Annotated in this window: 14 protein-coding genes; 5 read left to right on the forward strand and 9 right to left on the reverse strand. The window is 70.5% G+C overall.

Annotated features, from left to right (window positions below; translation table 11 throughout):
- Position 1: 1 nt before the first annotated feature.
- Both frc and HF577_RS02055 read right to left on the reverse strand, forming a co-directional pair.
- Entirely contained in the window at positions 2-1,228 is a 1,227-nt protein-coding gene (gene frc / locus HF577_RS02050) for a formyl-CoA transferase (protein WP_169393968.1), read from the reverse strand.
- A 102-nt stretch (positions 1,229-1,330) separates the two neighbouring features.
- A complete protein-coding gene (locus HF577_RS02055; RefSeq protein ID WP_169393969.1) occupies positions 1,331-3,058 on the reverse strand; it encodes a thiamine pyrophosphate-binding protein in 1,728 nt (575 codons plus the stop codon).
- Between the two features lie 212 nt (positions 3,059-3,270).
- Here HF577_RS02055 and HF577_RS02060 point away from each other — a divergent pair, with 212 nt between their 5' ends.
- Entirely contained in the window at positions 3,271-4,248 is a 978-nt protein-coding gene (locus tag HF577_RS02060; RefSeq protein ID WP_169393970.1) for a 2-dehydropantoate 2-reductase, read from the forward strand.
- Positions 4,249-4,498: 250 nt separating this feature from the next.
- On the opposite strand, the gene gcl is transcribed toward HF577_RS02060, so the two are convergent.
- From gcl to sucC, 5 genes are all read right to left on the reverse strand, one after another.
- Complete coding sequence (gene gcl / locus HF577_RS02065; protein WP_169393971.1) at positions 4,499-6,196, reverse strand: glyoxylate carboligase; 1,698 nt, start codon at positions 6,194-6,196, stop codon at positions 4,499-4,501.
- A 101-nt stretch (positions 6,197-6,297) separates the two neighbouring features.
- Entirely contained in the window at positions 6,298-7,194 is an 897-nt protein-coding gene (locus tag HF577_RS02070; protein WP_312858892.1) for a 2-hydroxy-3-oxopropionate reductase, read from the reverse strand.
- Positions 7,191-8,057 (reverse strand): hydroxypyruvate isomerase family protein, encoded by an 867-nt coding sequence (locus tag HF577_RS02075; RefSeq protein ID WP_169393972.1) that lies wholly within the window; start codon positions 8,055-8,057, stop codon positions 7,191-7,193. Before HF577_RS02075 ends, HF577_RS02070 begins: the two co-directional genes overlap by 4 nt.
- 64 nt (positions 8,058-8,121) lie before the next feature.
- Positions 8,122-9,006: a succinate--CoA ligase subunit alpha gene (sucD, locus tag HF577_RS02080; protein ID WP_169393973.1), complete on the reverse strand. Its 885-nt coding sequence runs from the start codon at positions 9,004-9,006 to the stop codon at positions 8,122-8,124.
- A 3-nt stretch (positions 9,007-9,009) separates the two neighbouring features.
- Positions 9,010-10,182: an ADP-forming succinate--CoA ligase subunit beta gene (gene sucC / locus HF577_RS02085; RefSeq protein WP_169394044.1), complete on the reverse strand. Its 1,173-nt coding sequence runs from the start codon at positions 10,180-10,182 to the stop codon at positions 9,010-9,012.
- Positions 10,183-10,316: 134 nt separating this feature from the next.
- On the opposite strand from sucC, the gene HF577_RS02090 reads away from it, so the two are divergent.
- Positions 10,317-11,708 (forward strand): MFS transporter, encoded by a 1,392-nt coding sequence (locus tag HF577_RS02090; protein WP_169393974.1) that lies wholly within the window; start codon positions 10,317-10,319, stop codon positions 11,706-11,708.
- A gap of 71 nt (positions 11,709-11,779) precedes the next feature.
- On the opposite strand, the gene HF577_RS02095 is transcribed toward HF577_RS02090, so the two are convergent.
- Both HF577_RS02095 and HF577_RS02100 read right to left on the reverse strand, forming a co-directional pair.
- Positions 11,780-11,965, reverse strand: a complete 186-nt coding sequence (locus HF577_RS02095) for a hypothetical protein (protein WP_169393939.1) — start codon at positions 11,963-11,965, stop codon at positions 11,780-11,782.
- 273 nt (positions 11,966-12,238) lie between these two features.
- Positions 12,239-12,973: a GntR family transcriptional regulator gene (locus tag HF577_RS02100; protein WP_169393975.1), complete on the reverse strand. Its 735-nt coding sequence runs from the start codon at positions 12,971-12,973 to the stop codon at positions 12,239-12,241.
- Between the two features lie 202 nt (positions 12,974-13,175).
- Between HF577_RS02100 and arfB the strand changes: the two genes are divergently transcribed.
- From arfB to HF577_RS02115, 3 genes are all read left to right on the forward strand, one after another.
- The gene (gene arfB / locus HF577_RS02105) at positions 13,176-13,604 is read left to right on the forward strand and encodes an alternative ribosome rescue aminoacyl-tRNA hydrolase ArfB (RefSeq protein ID WP_169393976.1); all 429 of its coding nucleotides are present in this window, start codon (positions 13,176-13,178) and stop codon (positions 13,602-13,604) included.
- 177 nt (positions 13,605-13,781) lie between these two features.
- Positions 13,782-14,300: a phage holin family protein gene (locus HF577_RS02110; RefSeq protein WP_169393977.1), complete on the forward strand. Its 519-nt coding sequence runs from the start codon at positions 13,782-13,784 to the stop codon at positions 14,298-14,300.
- Between the two features lie 5 nt (positions 14,301-14,305).
- Positions 14,306-15,238, forward strand: coding sequence for an alpha/beta fold hydrolase (locus HF577_RS02115; protein ID WP_169393978.1), 933 nt, complete (start codon positions 14,306-14,308; stop codon positions 15,236-15,238).
- Positions 15,239-15,285 lie beyond the last annotated feature (47 nt).

Below are 15,285 nucleotides of genomic sequence, written 5' to 3' on the forward strand. Positions count from 1 at the left end.
GTCAGATCACTCCTTGCGTCTTGAGCTCTGCGAAGCGCTCCAGGTCGAGACCCAGTTCGCGCACGTACACGTCTTCGTTGTGCTCTCCGAGCAGCGGCGAGGTCTCCACCTTCACCGGCGAGTCGGACAGCTTGATCGGGCAGCCGACCGTCTTGAACGATCCCCGCTCCGGGTGGTCGACCGTGACCACCATGTTGTTGTCGGCGAGGGAGGCGTCCTCGATGATCTCCTTCGTCGACAGGATCGGGCCGCACGGCACGTTCAGGGCGTTGAGCTGCGCGAGCGCGTCCCACTTGGTGAGGCGCGACGACCACTCCTCGATGAGCTGGAACATCTTGTCGAGCTTGTGCAGCCGCGCCGCCGGGGTGGCCCACTCGGGGTCCTCGGCGAGCTCGGGCCGGCCGATCAGGTTGGCGATCGGGGCCCAGCCGGGGGGCTGCACGATCACGTAGATCCAGTCGTTCGGACCACCGGGGCTGCACCGCACCGCCCAGCCGGGCTGGCCGCCGCCGGACGCGTTGCCCGAGCGCGGCACCTCGTCGGTGAACTGCTCGTTCGGGTACTCGGCGAGCGGGCCGTGCTCGAGACGCTGCTGGTCGCGCAGCTTCACGCGGCACAGGTTGAGCACGGCGTGCTGCATCGCCACGGTGACGCGCTGGCCGCGGCCCGTGTTGCCCCGCTGCACCAGCGCGGCGAGGATGCCGGCGACGGCGTGCATGCCGGTGCCGGAGTCACCGATCTGGGCTCCGGTGGCCAGCGGCGGCCCGTCCTCGAACCCGGTGGTGCTCATCGAGCCGCCCATGGCCTGGGCGACCACCTCGTACGCCTTGTAGTGCGTGTAGGGGCCTTCTCCGAAGCCCTTGATCGAGGCGTAGACCAGCCGGGGGTTGAGCTCCTGGAGACGGTCCCAGGTGAACCCCATCCGGTCGACGGCGCCGGGGCCGAAGTTCTCGACCAGGACGTCGGCCTTCTGCACCATCTCGATGAAGAGCTTCTTGCCTTCCTCGCTCTTCATGTTCAGCGTGATGCTGCGCTTGTTGCAGTTCAGCATCGTGAAGTACAGGCTGTCGACGCCCGGCACGTCCCGCAGCTGCTGACGGGTGATGTCACCGGTCGGCGCCTCGAGCTTGACCACGTCGGCGCCCAGCCAGGCGAGGATCTGCGTCGCAGAGGGCCCGGACTGGACGTGGGTCATGTCGAGGACGCGGATCCCGTCAAGTGCACTCATCGCTCCCCCTCGCTGCGCGAGGCGGAAGCTTCGCGCAGGCAGTGTGTCGTTGGCTCGCTCGCAAACTCGGTCATCCGTCTGCTCCCCACGGATCGGCGGTGATCACTTGTACATGGTCTGGTTCATGGTTCCCGGCGCGTAGACATCCGGGTCGACCCAGACGTTGATGAGGGACGGCAGCCCCGACTCGCGGGCACGCTGGAGAGCGGGAGCGATGTCGGCCGGATCACTGACCTCCTCGCCGTAACCACCCAACATCTTGGCGAACTGGTCGTACTTGACGCGGCCGAGCGTGTTGCCCACGCGGCCGCGGCCCTCGCCGTACTTCTGGATCTGTCCGTAGCGGATCTGGTTCATCGACGAGTTGTTGCCGACGATCCCCACGAACGGGAGGTTGAAGCGGACGAGGGTCTCGAAGTCCCAGCCGGTGAGGCTGAAGGCGCCGTCGCCGAAGAGCGCGACGACCTCCTTGTCGGGACGGGCGTGCTTGGCAGCCATGACGAACGGGATGCCGACGCCGAGGGTGCCCAGCGGGCCCGGGTCCATCCAGTGGCCCGGGGACTTGGGCTGCACGACCTGGCCGGAGAACGTGACGATGTCGCCGCCGTCCCCGATGTAGATCGAGTCCTCCGTGAGGAACTCGTTGATCTCGTGCACGAGCCGGTACGGGTCGATCGGCATGGCGTCGGAGCGCTGCCGGGGCAGCCGCCTCTCGTACGCGGCGGTCTCGAAGGCCCGCAGCTCGTCGATCCAGGCCTTGCGGCCGGCGGCGCTGTGGCCGACCCGCCCGGAGGACGCGGCGGTGGTGGCGGCCAGTACGGCGCCCACGTCGCCGACGATGCCGAGGTCGATGTCGCGGTTCTTCCCGACCGTGCGGTAGTCGAGGTCGATCTGCACGACCTTGGCGGTGGGGGACAGCCTGCGGCCGTAGCCCATCCGGAAGTCGAACGGGGTGCCGACGATGATGATGAGGTCCGCGTCGATGAAGGCGTGGCGGCGGGCCAGCTGGAAGTGCATCGGGTCCTGGGGACCCAGGGTGCCGCGGCCCGCGCCGTTCATGAACGCCGGGATGTTGAGCGTGCGGACGAACTCGATCGCCGCGTCGGTGGCCCGGCACGTCCAGACCTGGTTGCCGAGCAGGACACACGGCCGCTCGGAGTGCGCGATGAGGTCGGCCAGCTGCTCGACGGCCGCGGGGTCGCCCGCTGACCTGGTGGAGGCGCGGTAGGACCCCGGCTTGGGTAGGCGGGCCTGCTCGTACGGCACGTGGGCGTCGAGGACGTCACGCGGGATCTCGAGGAAGGACGGGCCCGGCGCGCCGTTGAAACACTCCCGGAAGGCCATCGACACCATGTCGGCGGTGCGGGCCGTGTGCGGGACGGTGGCCGCGAACTTGGTGATCGGGGTCAGCATGTCGACGTGCGGGAGGTCCTGCAGCGAGCCCATCTTGTGCTGGTCGAGGGCACCCTGGCCGCCGATCAGCAGCATGGGGCTCTCGGCCCGGAACGCGTTGGCGACGCCGGTGATGGCATCGCTGGTGCCCGGGCCGGCGGTGACCACGGCACAGCCCGGCCTGCCGGTGATGCGCGCGTACCCGTCGGCCGCGTGGGCGGCCACCTGCTCGTGACGCACGTCGATGACAGCGATGCCCTCATCCACACAACCGTCGTAAATGTCGATAATGTGGCCGCCGCAGAGGGTGAAGATCGTGTCGACGCCCTCTGCCTTGAGCGCCTTCGCGACCAAGTGGCCGCCGGAGATGGTCTCGGGCGTGTTTGCCGCATCGCTCACCCCGGAGCGCGCGGCGCTTCCGGGGATCGTCTGCGTCATCGGGTGCATCTCCTCGTCGTCACCACACCGTAGCGGCGGCTGCTTCCATACTGCATACGGTATGGGTGCTTTGGTACTCCTCGGTTCGACAGATGTCCAGGGCTGGTTTTTTCTCGGCCCGTGTGACCCCCGTATGTCCGTCCTGTGCCGTCTTGACGGCGCGGCTCCATACTGCATACTGAATGCACAGTCGCCGAGGACGGGAGCTCGACGTGAAGGTCGCTGTGCTAGGGGCCGGTGCCATCGGGGCGTATGTGGGGGCGAGCCTCAGTCGGGCGGGTGCAGATGTGCATCTGGTCGCGCGCGGCCCGCAGCTCGCCGCGCTCCGAGCAAACGGAGTCCAGGTACTCAGCCCCAGGGGTGACTTCTCTGCTCACCCACACGCAACGGACGACCCCGGCGAGATCGGGCCTGTCGACCACATATTTCTCGGGTTCAAGGCCAACGCGTACGCCGCGGCCGGCGCGATGATCAAGCCTCTGCTGCACGACGACACCACGATCATCGCCGCCCAGAACGGCATCCCCTGGTGGTACTTCCACAAGCTGCCGGGGCCGTTCGAAGGTCATCGCATCGAGAGCGTCGACCCGGGCGGTGCGGTCACCGCCGCGCTCGACCTGGACCGGGCGGTCGGCTGCGTGGTCTATGCAGCCACCGAGATCGAGGCGCCGGGCGTGGTCCGGCACCTGGAGGGCACCCGGTTCTCGATCGGTGAGCCCGACGGCAGCATCTCGGCGCGCTGCACCGAGTTCGCCGACGCCATGGTGGCCGGTGGTCTGAAGTGCCCCGTCGAGCGTGATCTGCGCTGCGACATCTGGATCAAGCTGATGGGCAACATCGCCTTCAACCCGCTCAGCGCGCTCACCAGGGCGACCATGGCCGGCATCTGCCGTCACAAGGGCACCCGTGCGCTCGTGGCCACGATGATGGAGGAGACCCTCGCAGTCGCCCACGGGGTGGGCTGCCACCCGGAGATCTCCGTGGAGAAGCGCCTCGCCGGCGCCGAGCGCACCGGCGAGCACAAGACCTCCACGCTCCAGGACCTGGAGCGTGGCCGCCCGATGGAGCTCGACGTGCTGCTGACCGCAGTGGTGGAGCTCGCCGAGCTCACGGGCGTCGAGGTGCCTACCCTCCGGGCGATCACCGCTGTCGCCGACCTGCTCAACCAGCAGGTGGCCACAGCGTCCTGACAGGTCCGCGTCCAGAGGCCGTCGGCGGGTGAACAGCCCGTCGGCGGCCGGCCTGTTTCCGGGCCTGTTCACGAGCGGCACTCCCGACCGATGCGATCGGACGGGGGTGCCGTTCCTGTGTTCGGGGGCGGAGGGGCCCGGAGGGGCGTGACGGGACGTGCCAGGGAGAGAACGGCCAGGAACGCGAACGGCCCCCTCGTCCGCGGTGTGGGACGAGGGGGCCGTTCGTTTGTTGCCCCGCTGGGGGCGGTCAGTCGGCCAGCGGCACCAGGTCGGGCGCGGGCTCGAACTCGTTGATGTGGTTCAGCGACGGCCCCATCGCGGCGTTGGCCTCCCGCTCCACCATCACCTCGACGAGGACCGGGAGCTGCTGGGCCTCCGACTCGAGCGTGGCCCAGCTCAGCGCGTCGGCGATGTCACCGGGCTGCTCCACCCGCCGGGCCGGGCAGCCGAACGCCTCCATGAGCTTGACGTGGTCGATCCCGCCCTCGCCGTAGTGCAGGTCGACGGCGTAGTTCATGTCGTAGCCGAGCTCGGCCTGCCGGATCAGGCCCAGGTACTCGTTGTTGACCATCACGATGACGAACGGGATCTTGTACTGGGCCGCGACCGCGATCTCCTCCATGAGGAACTGGAAGGAGTAGTCGCCCACCACGACGACCACCTGCTTCTCCGGGAACGCGCTCTTGACGCCGATCGCGGCGGGGATCTCCCACCCGAGCGGGCCGGCCTGGCCACAGACCATGTAGTGGCGTGGCTTGAACGTCTGCTGGAACTGGCCCGACCAGATCTGGTAGAGCCCGATCGCCGTGACGAACGTGGTGTCCGGGCCGAACGTCTGGTTGATCTCCCGGAACACGCGCGGCGGCTTGATCGGCACGTCGTCGAAGTCGTCGCGTCGCAGCAGGGTGCTGCGCAGGTGGGCCACCCGCTCCACCCACTGACCGGCCGAGTGCTGCGGTGCGGACCGCCTGGCGGTGTCGCACAGGGCGGCCAGGGTGGGCTTGGCGTGCCCGACGATGCCGAGGTCCGGTTCGAAGACCTTGCCGATCTGCGTCGGCTCGATGTCGACGTGGATGAACTTGCGGCCCTGCCGGTAGGTCTCCAGATCGCCGGTGTGACGATCGCCGAACCGGGCGCCGACGGCGAGGACGAGGTCGCTCTCGAGGAACGACGCGTTGCCCCAGCGGGTCTGTGTCTGCAGCCCGGCCATGCCGGCGAACAGCGGGTGGTCCTCAGGGAACGCGCCCTTGCCCATGAGCGTGACCTGCACCGGGATCTGCAGGTACTCGGCGAGCTGACGCAGCTCGTCGGAGGCCTCCGCGCCGATGACGCCGCCGCCGGCGAGGATGATCGGCCGCTCGGCCTCCAGCAGCATCTGCACGGCCGCGTTGACCGGCTGCGCGCGCGGTGCAGGCACGTCGACCGGGAGCGGTGCGTCGGCCGAGGCGTCGTAGAGGCAGGTGCCGCGCTGCACGTCGATCGGCAGGTCGATGAGCACCGGACCCGGACGGCCCGAGCGGGCGATCCGGAACGCCTCACGGAACACCCATGCCGCCTGGGCCGGCTCCTTGAGCTGCACCGCCCACTTCGTGACCGGCTTGGCGATCTCGACGATGTCGACGGCCTGGAAGGCCTCCTGGTGCAGCTTGGCGCGCTCCGCCTGCCCGGTGATGCAGATCATCGGGATGGAGTCGGCCAGAGCCGTGTAGAGGCCCGTGATCATGTTCGTGCCGGCCGGGCCGGAGGTTCCGATCGTCACCCCGACCTTGCCGGTGGCCCGGGACCACCCGTCGGCGGCGTGCGTGCCGCCTTCCTCGTGCCGCACCGTGAGGTGCTTGATGCCGCTCTTCCGCAGTGCCGCGTACAGCGGCAGGATCGCTGCGCCGGGGATGCCGAAGACCGTGTCGACGCCCTCCGACTCCATGACCGCCGCAACGGCCTCCATACACGGGATCCTGCTTGCGCCGGTGCTTCCCATCGCCCTGCCCTCCGAGTCGCCGTTCCTGGAATCGCCGTTCTTGCGGTCGCCGTTCGTGTGGCCGGCGCTCACGCCGACGTCCTGCCCGACACGTTCTCGAGCACCTTCAGCAGCACCGAGTGGTCGAGCGATCCGTAGCCCTGGGCCTTGGCCGCAGCGATGAGCTGGGCGATGAGCCCGGTGACCGGCAACGCCACGCCGGCCTCCCGCGCCGCCGCGAGCGCGATACCCATGTCCTTGTGGTGCAGGTCGATGCGGAAGCCGGGCGCGAACTGCCTGGCCACCATCGACTCGCGCTTGAGCTCGAGGATCCGGCTCCCGGCGAGCCCACCGGCCAGGACGTCCAGGCCGCGGCCCGCGTCGACCCCGGAGGCCTCCAACAGGACGATCGCCTCGGCCACGAGGGCGTACGTGCCGCCCACCACGAGCTGGTTGGCGGCCTTGACCGTCTGACCTGCCCCGCTGGGACCGACGTGGACGATCGTCTTGCCGAGCACCTCGAGGATCGGCAGCGCGGCGGTGAAGACGTCCTCCTCGCCCCCGACCATGATCGACAGGACGCCGTCGATCGCGCCCTTCTCACCGCCGCTGACAGGGGCGTCGAGGGCGCGGACACCGCGGGCGGTGGCCTCCTCGGCGACCTTGATCGACGTGTCGGGCCGGATCGTGCTCATGTCGATCAGCAGCAAGCCGGGGTTGGCGTTCTCGAGGACCCCACCTGCCCCGAGGATCACCTCCTCGACGTGCGGCGAGTCCGGCAGCATCGTGATGACGACGTCGGCGTCGGCCGTGACGGCAGCCACCGAGTCGGCGGCCTTCCCCCCGGCCGCGCCGAGTTTCTCCAGTGCGGCGGGCTGTGCGTCGTAGCCGATCACGGTGTGGCCGGCCTTGAGCAGGTTGGCGGCCATCGGACCGCCCATGATGCCCAGGCCGACGATCCCGATCGTGCTTGTCGTTGCTGTCACACGGACTCCTCGACGGTCGCGGTGGTACGGAGATGCCGGGGGAGCCACTCGAAGCTGTCGGCGCTCGGCCCCACCGGCTTGTACTCGAGACCGACGTGGCCGCTGTAGGCGCTCTTGGCCAGCCGGTCGAGCAGGACGGGCCAGTCGATGTCGCCCGTGCCCGGCTGGCCGCGGCCGGGTACGTCCGCGATCTGGACGTGCCCGAACCGGTCGGCCCGCCGCTCGACGAGCTGCTCGATCGGCTCGCCCATGCGGGCGAGGTGATAGAGGTCGGCGAGGAACGCGATGTTGGGGACGTCGTGGATGACCCGGAGGTAGTCGATCAGGTCGAGCGCCTCGTGCGAGGACGTGATCGGGTAGTCGGGACTCTCGATGCTGTTGAGTGCCTCGATCACGACGGTGGCCCCGGCCCGTTCCGCGGCCCGCGCGGCGAGCACGAGGTTCTCCGTGGCGAGCTCCCGCTGCTCGGGCACGCTCGACTCGGGGTCCCGGTTGCCGTAGAGGGCGTTCAGCGTGGTGCAGCCGAGCGAGGCGGCGAAGCCGACGGCCACGTCGATGTTCGCCCGGAAGCGCTCGCTGTCGCCGGGCCGGGAGAGCAGTCCCCGGTCGCCCGCCGCCATGTTCCCGGCGTCGAAGTTGAGGCCCACCAGCCGGGTGCCCGCGTCGAGCAGCGCGTCGCGGAGCTCGTCGAGCTCCCGGTTGGACGGGACCGGCTCGGCGAAGGGCCACCACAGCTCGACGGCGTCGAAGCCGGCTGCCGCGGCGGCGGCGGGTCGCTGCAGCAAGGGCAGCTCGGTGAACAGGATGGACAGGTTGACGTCGTAGCGCAGTGCCGGCTCAGGCACGTGGGCGGCGTCGGACATACGGCTCCTCCCGGAGTCGACGGACGTGGCGACGACGGCTGGCAGGTCGTCCTGGAGGTGGCGCCTAACGCGCGATGAGCTCGCGCATCAGGTCGGCGGTCTCGCTGGGGGTCTTGCCGACCTTGACCCCGGCGGCCTCGAGGGCTTCCTTCTTGGCCTGGGCGGTGCCGGCGGAGCCGGAGACGATGGCTCCGGCGTGGCCCATGGTCTTGCCCTCGGGGGCGGTGAACCCGGCGACGTAGCCGACGACGGGCTTGGTGACGTTGGCCTTGATGAACTCCGCGGCGCGTTCCTCGGCGTCGCCGCCGATCTCGCCGATCATCACGATCGCGGTGGTGTCGGGGTCGGCCTCGAACGCGGCCAGTGCGTCGATGTGGGTGGTGCCGATGACCGGGTCACCACCGATTCCGATAGCGGTGGAGAACCCGATCTCGCGCAGTTCGTACATCATCTGGTAGGTCAGCGTGCCCGACTTCGACACCAGCCCGATCGGACCGGCGCCGGCGATATCGGCCGGGATGATGCCCGCATTCGACTTGCCGGGGCTGATGATTCCCGGGCAGTTCGGGCCGATGATCCTGGTGCGATTCCCCCGAGCGGAGGAATGGGCCCAGAAATAGGCCGAGTCGTGCACCGGAACACCTTCGGTGATGACGACGGCAAGCCCGATCTCGGCGTCGATCGCCTCGATCACGGCGTCCTTGGTGAACTTCGGCGGCACGAATACGACGCTGACGTCGGCCCCGGTCTCCTTCATCGCCTCCTCGACGGTGCCGAAGACGGTGAGGTCCTTGCCCCCGATCGACACGGTGGTGCCGGCCTTGCGGGCGTTGACACCCCCGACGATGTTGGTGCCGGCGGCGAGCATCTTCGCGGTGTGCTTGGTGCCCTCACCGCCGGTGATGCCCTGGACGATGACCTTGCTGTTCTCGTTGAGGAAGATCGCCATGACTCAGACCCCCGCGGCCGCGAGTTCGGCGGCCCGGTCGGCCGCGTTGTCCATCGTGTCCACCTGGGTGACCAGCGGGTGGTTCGCCTCGTCGAGGATCCGGCGGCCCTCGAGCACGTTGTTGCCGTCCAGCCGCACGACCAGCGGCTTCGTCGCGGCGTCACCGAGGATCTTCAGTGCCTCGACGATGCCGTTGGCCACCGCGTCGCACGCGGTGATCCCGCCGAAGACGTTCACGAACACCGACCGCACGTCCGGATCGCCGAGGATCACGTCCAGCCCGTCGGCCATCACCTGCGCGGAGGCGCCGCCGCCGATGTCGAGGAAGTTGGCCGGCTTGACGCCGCCGTGCTTCTCACCGGCGTAGGCCACGACGTCGAGCGTGGACATCACCAGCCCGGCGCCGTTCCCGATGATCCCGACCTGGCCGCCGTCGAGCTTGACGTAGTTGAGGCCCTTGGCCTTCGCCTTCGCCTCGAGCGGGTTCTCGGTGCGCTGGTCGACCAGGTCGGTGTGGCCGGGGTGGCGGAAGTCGGCGTTCTCGTCGAGGGTGACCTTGCCGTCCAACGCGATGACGGTGCCCTCGGCGTCGGAGATCAGCGGGTTGACCTCCACCAGCGTGGCGTCCTCCGCCACGAAGGTCTCCCAGAGCTTCGCGATCACCTCTGCGGCGGCGTCGGCCACGTCCAGCGGGAAGCCGGCCTCGTCGACGATCGCGCGGGCCCGCTCCACGTCGCACCCGATGAGCGGGTCGATGGGCACCTTCGCGAGGGCGTCGGGGCGCTCGGCCGCGAGCTGCTCGATCTCCATCCCGCCCTCCGCGCTGGCCATGGCCAGGAAGGTGCGGTTGGCCCGGTCGAGCAGGAAGGAGACGTAGTACTCCTGCGTGATCTGTGAGGCCTCGGCCACCAGCACGCGGTGCACGGTGTGGCCCTTGATGTCCATGCCCAGGATCTCGTGGGCCTTCTCGTTGGCCTCTTCCGGGGTCTTCGCGAGCTTCACGCCGCCCGCCTTGCCCCGGCCGCCGACCTTCACCTGCGCCTTGATGACGACGGCCCCGCCGATGTCGCGGGCCACCGCCTCGGCTTCCTCCGGCGTGACCGCGACGGAGCCGCGGGACACCGGGACGCCGTGAGCCTCGAACAAGTCTTTCGCCTGGTGCTCGTACAGGTCCACCTGCGGCATCTCCTGTCTGACGACCTCGTCACGGAGTGGTCGACTGTATGCAGTATGGAACGAGTTTGTCCAGGGGCCTTGTGTTCTAGCTCACTGCCGCGCATTATTTGGCATACAGTATGGAGGGAGCAGTCATGGGTGAGCCGGAAGGCGATGCCGCCTACCAGGAGGTCCGCGACTGGTACGGCCGCAGGTACCGCGTCGGAGAGGACCCCGTGGCACTGATCGGGCGCCCCCGATCGTCGATGCTGCGGCTGGCCTGGATCCCGATGGCAGCGGTCGGAGTGCTCCAGTACGGCTACGGGGCCGCGGTCCCGGCGCTGATGGCGCGCAACGGCTGGGGCCTCGCCGGAGCCTTCTGGCTACTCGCGGTCTGGACCGTGTTCCAGGCCGGCGTCGGTTTCCCGACCGCCTACCTCCGTGAGCGCCGTCGCCTGGGCCCGCGTGCCGTGATGATCACCGGTGCCGCGTTGAGTGCGCTGGGACTCGTCTCGCTCGCCCACAGCACCAGTCTGCTCGGCGCGCTGCTGGGCTACTCGGTACTGGGAGGCACCGGCGCGGGCCTCGTCTACGCGGCCTGCACCTCCACCGTGGCCAAGTGGTACCCGGAGCGCATGGCCTCCCGCGTCAGCAGGGTGACCGGAGCGTTCGCCTACGGTTCGGTGCCCTTCGTCGTGGCCGCGGTCATCGGGCTCGACGCCGCCAACCTCACGCCGGTCCTCGACGTGGCAGCGGTGGCGCTGTTCCTCCTGGTGGCAGGCACCGGGATGTACTTCAGGGACCCGCCGGCGCGCTGGTGGCCCGCCGAGGTCGACCCGCGGGCATGGGGACTCGGCCACATCGGCAACCCCGGGCGGCGGAAGAACCCTCCGGCGATCCGCGAGTACTCGGCCCTGCAGGCGATCCGCACCCGGGTCATGACCGTGATGTACGCGATCCTCATCGGCGCGGGCGCGGTCTCGTTGTTCAACGCCGCGTTCGTGGTGGTCTTCGCCTCCGGCTTCGCCGCGGGAGCCGGTGTGGTCGCTCTCGCGGCCGGTGTTCTCGCCGGGGTGAACGGGGCCAGCCGCGCGGTGTCCGTCGGGATCTCCGACCGGCTCGGCCGCTGCCCGACGCTCACCGTCGTGCTGCTGGTGCAAGCCGTGGCGCAGCTGCTGTTCGCGCTCTCGGCGAGCACCGGCTCCACCGTCGCGATGGTGCTGGCAGCGGCGCTGGCCGGGCTGGGCGGCGGCGGCTTCTACCCGCTGTTCGCCAGCATCGCCAGGGAGTACTTCGGCGAGCAGAGCGCCTTCGAGGTGCACGGCCTCGTCTACAGCGCCAAGGCCGGGGGCGGGGTGCTCGGTGTGGGACTGGCCGCGCTCGCCGTCACCTCGTGGGGCTTCGCCACCACGTTCCTCGTGGCCGCGTTCGTCTCGCTCGGGTCGGCGTGGGCGACCGGCGCACTGCAGCGGCCGGGCCTGCCGAGCCTCCTGCCCTCTGCGCGGATCTCGGAGCAGGGTTCAACGCCCTCGCGGTACGCCACCTGAGCCGCTCCCCCTCCATCCATCCCTGGGCCGCTCCGCCGGTGGAGCTGTCCAGGGATGGACCCCGTGCCGTGTCAGGAGGCGCGGGAGTAGGGGCCCTCGGCCGCAGGAACCGTCTCGGTCGAGGGACGGATCGGCTGGACGTCGGCGCCGTGGGTCCGCTGGGCCCGCAGTGCGGCGTCCAGGCCGAGCCCGAGCGCCCGGCCGTCGGCGTTGAAGCCTCGCGGCATGGTGGACAGGGCGCGCACAACCTTGCGCATCGTTCGCATTCTCATCACCTCGTGTAGATGGTCTTCCCGATCCGTGCGCCGGTATGCATGCCGGCGCACGGCTGCGCCGTCTGTAGGCGTGGTGGAAGCAGCAGCGCGCGGCGCTGCGCGTTCAGGGGGTGTTCCCGGGGTCGCTCGGCAGCGCGTGCGGCAACGGTGCGGCGTGCGAGAAGTGACACGGGACGTCGACGTCGACGTGAAGGCAGTCGTCGTCGACCGGGGAGCCCGTCGGCGTCGACGGGAGAGGGTGTGGTGCGGGTCGGGCTAGGGCTGGCGGGCCGTGACCGGCCGCGCGGGTGTGCCGGCGTCAGCGCCGGACTTGTCCTGCTGCTCGAGGTACGACACGCGCGTGTGCTCGGTGTGCGCGTGCATCACCTCGGCGGCGCGGTCGGCGTTGCCCGCCGCGATCGCGTCGATCAGCGCCGAGTGCTCGCTCCAGCTCTGCGCGCCGCGGTGCCGGGCCACGGGGGTGTAGTACCAGCGCACCCGCCGGTCGACCTGGCTGGCGAGCTCGACCAGCACGTCGTTGCGGGAGAGCCGCATGACCGTGGCGTGCAGCTCGGCGTTGAGGGCGACCATCGTGGCGACGTCCTCGGCCTCCAGCGCCGCGAAGCCCTGACGGCAGAGGTCGCGCAGGTGGGTGATGCCCTCCTCCGTGACGTGCTGGGCGGCCAGGCGTGCCGACTCCGTCTCCAGGAGCCTGCGCACGGCCAGCAGCTGGTCGGCCTCCTCGACGGTGGGGGTGTGGACGTACGCACCCAGCCCCGGGCGCAGGTCCACCCATCCGTCGTTCTTCAGCCACTGCAGAGCCTCCCGGACCGGCTGGCGGGAGACGCCGAGCATCACCGCTAGCTCGCTCTCCACCAGGTGCTGACCTGGCTGGAGGTTCCGGCTGACGATCATGTCCAGGATCGCGTTGTATACGCTCTCGCGGAGCGGGACCGGCCGGGCGATACGGCGTGCGCCGGCGGCCTCGTGTTGCGTCTCGGACAATGACATCGTGGACTCCAGGTGGGGCGGCGGGTCGATCCAGCTCCCTTCCGGGGACACTCCTGTCTGGTCGACTGCCCACAGCATACAAAGTGCCGTGGCACTTTGTCGCAGTACCGGGCGGTGAACCTCCTCACGCCTTCCGCCCGGTCTGTCCGTTCTGTCCGTGTGAGGGTCCTCGGGACCCCGCGCACTGCGGCATGCTGGCCGTGTGGCCGATGGTGATCTGCCGGTGCGGGGACGGCTGGTACTGCCCGAACGGGAGCTGCACTGGCGGTTCTCCCGTGCTTCCGGCCCTGGTGGACAGGGTGTGAACACCACCGACTCGCGGGTGGAGCTGTCGTTCGACGTGGCCGGGTCGCCCTCGATCCCCGAGTCGCTGCGGGAGCGGGCACTCGACAGGCTCGCGGGCCGGCTCGTCGACGGGGTCCTGACGGTGGTGTCATCCGAACAGCGCAGCCAGCTGCGCAACCGGGAGACCGCGCGGGAGCGCCTGGCGGAGATCCTGCGCTCGGCCACGGCGCCCGACCCGCCCCGGCGCAGGCCCACCCGGCCGACGGCCGGGGCCAAGCGGCGGCGGCTGGACGCCAAGACCCGGCGCGGCGCGGTCAAGCGCCTGCGCGGCCGTCCCGACGAGTGACGGCGCCCGCGGGGACCTCCATCGGTGGGCGGGACGCCGGCGAGGCCGGGAACACGCCTTACCCGACCGGTGAAGGGCGCGGCGCGCCGCGCTCCTGAGCGGGCACCGGCCTCGTGACCGTGGAAGGATGGCCAACCGATCACCGACAAGCCGAGCAGCACGTGCAGGAGGACCGCGGTGGCCAGCCCGACCAGCTCAAGTGGCGCGGAGGTTCCGCCCGTGCTGCCCTCGATCCCGCTATCGCGGGAGCCCGTCAAGCCGGCGGGAGAGCAGTCGATCGGTGCTCTCGTCCGTGAGGCCACGGCCCAGGTCTCCACCCTCGTGCGGGCCGAGGTGGAGCTGGCCCGCGCCGAGGTGACGTCCGAGGTGAAGAAGGGCCTGCAGGGCAGTGTCTTCTTCATCGTCGCGCTGACGGTCCTGCTCTTCAGCCTGTTCTTCGCCTTCTTCGCGCTCGGCGAGCTGCTCGCGCTGTGGCTCAACCGGGCCGCCGCGTTCGGCATCGTCTTCGGGATCATGCTCATCGTCGCCGGGCTCTTCGGGCTGCTGGGCTACCTGCGGGTCCGCCGCATCCGCAAGCCGGAGCGCACGATCTCCAGCCTGAAGGAGTCGGCGCAGGTCCTGTCCCACCGCGGCCGGGGCGAACCGGACGGCGCGGCGCACGAGCTGAACGGCCGGCCCGCGTCGCCCGCGCGCTGACCGGAGTGCGCAGGGCGGGGCCGGACCCGTCGTCGGTCCGGCTGTCCGGTCCCTGGACGCACCGTGCCGTCTCGGCCAACGGCATCCGCCTGCACGTCGCCGAGTGCGACGGCGGCGGCCCGCTGGTCGTACTGCTGCACGGCTTCCCCGAGTTCTGGTGGTCGTGGCGCCACCAGCTCGGCCACCTCGCCGAGCTCGGCTTCCGTGCGGTCGCCGTCGACCTTCGCGGCTACGGCGACTCCGACAAGCCCCCGCGCGGGTACGACCTGTGGACACTGGCCGGTGACATCGCCGGCCTGGTCCGGGCGCTCGGCGAGTCCCGCGCGCACCTCGTCGGGCACGACTGGGGCGGGCTCATCGCCTGGACGGTCGCCGCGCTGCACCCGCGGCTCGTGCGCTCGCTGGCCGTGGTGGGCGCTCCCCACCCGCTGGCGGTGCGCGCAGCGGTGGTGCGCGACCCCCGCGGCCAGGGCCGGGCCACCGCCGCCTACGCGCTGGGCTTCCAGCTGCCGCGCCTGCCCGAACGCTCCCTGCGGGCCGAGGACGGCGCCCACGTGGCCCGCATCCTGCGCGCCCGGGCCGGGGCGGAGTGGGTGGCGTCGCCCGACTTCGCCGAGGCGGCGGCGTGCTACCGGCACGCGATCCAGGTGCCCGGGGTCGTGCACTCCGCCATGGAGTACTACCGCTGGGCCCTGCGGTCGCAGTTCCGCGCCGAGGGCAGGCGCTTCGCCGCCGCCGTAGCGCGGTCCACCGCCGTTCCGGTGCTGCAGATCCACGGTGCGCAGGACCCGTGCATGCTCGTCCGCACCGCCGCGGCGTCGCAGCGGTGGATCGGTGCCGACCACCGGCTGCACGTGCTTCCCGCCACCGGCCACTTCCCGCACGAGGAACGGCCGGGGGAGACGAACGCCCTGCTCGCCGGTTTCCTGGTCACCTGAGCCCCGGCCCGGGCGCGGGGATCGGGCGACTCGCCCACGGAAAGCGG

This window comes from Pseudonocardia xinjiangensis, assembly GCF_012911925.1.
GTDB lineage: Bacteria > Actinomycetota > Actinomycetes > Mycobacteriales > Pseudonocardiaceae > Pseudonocardia > Pseudonocardia xinjiangensis.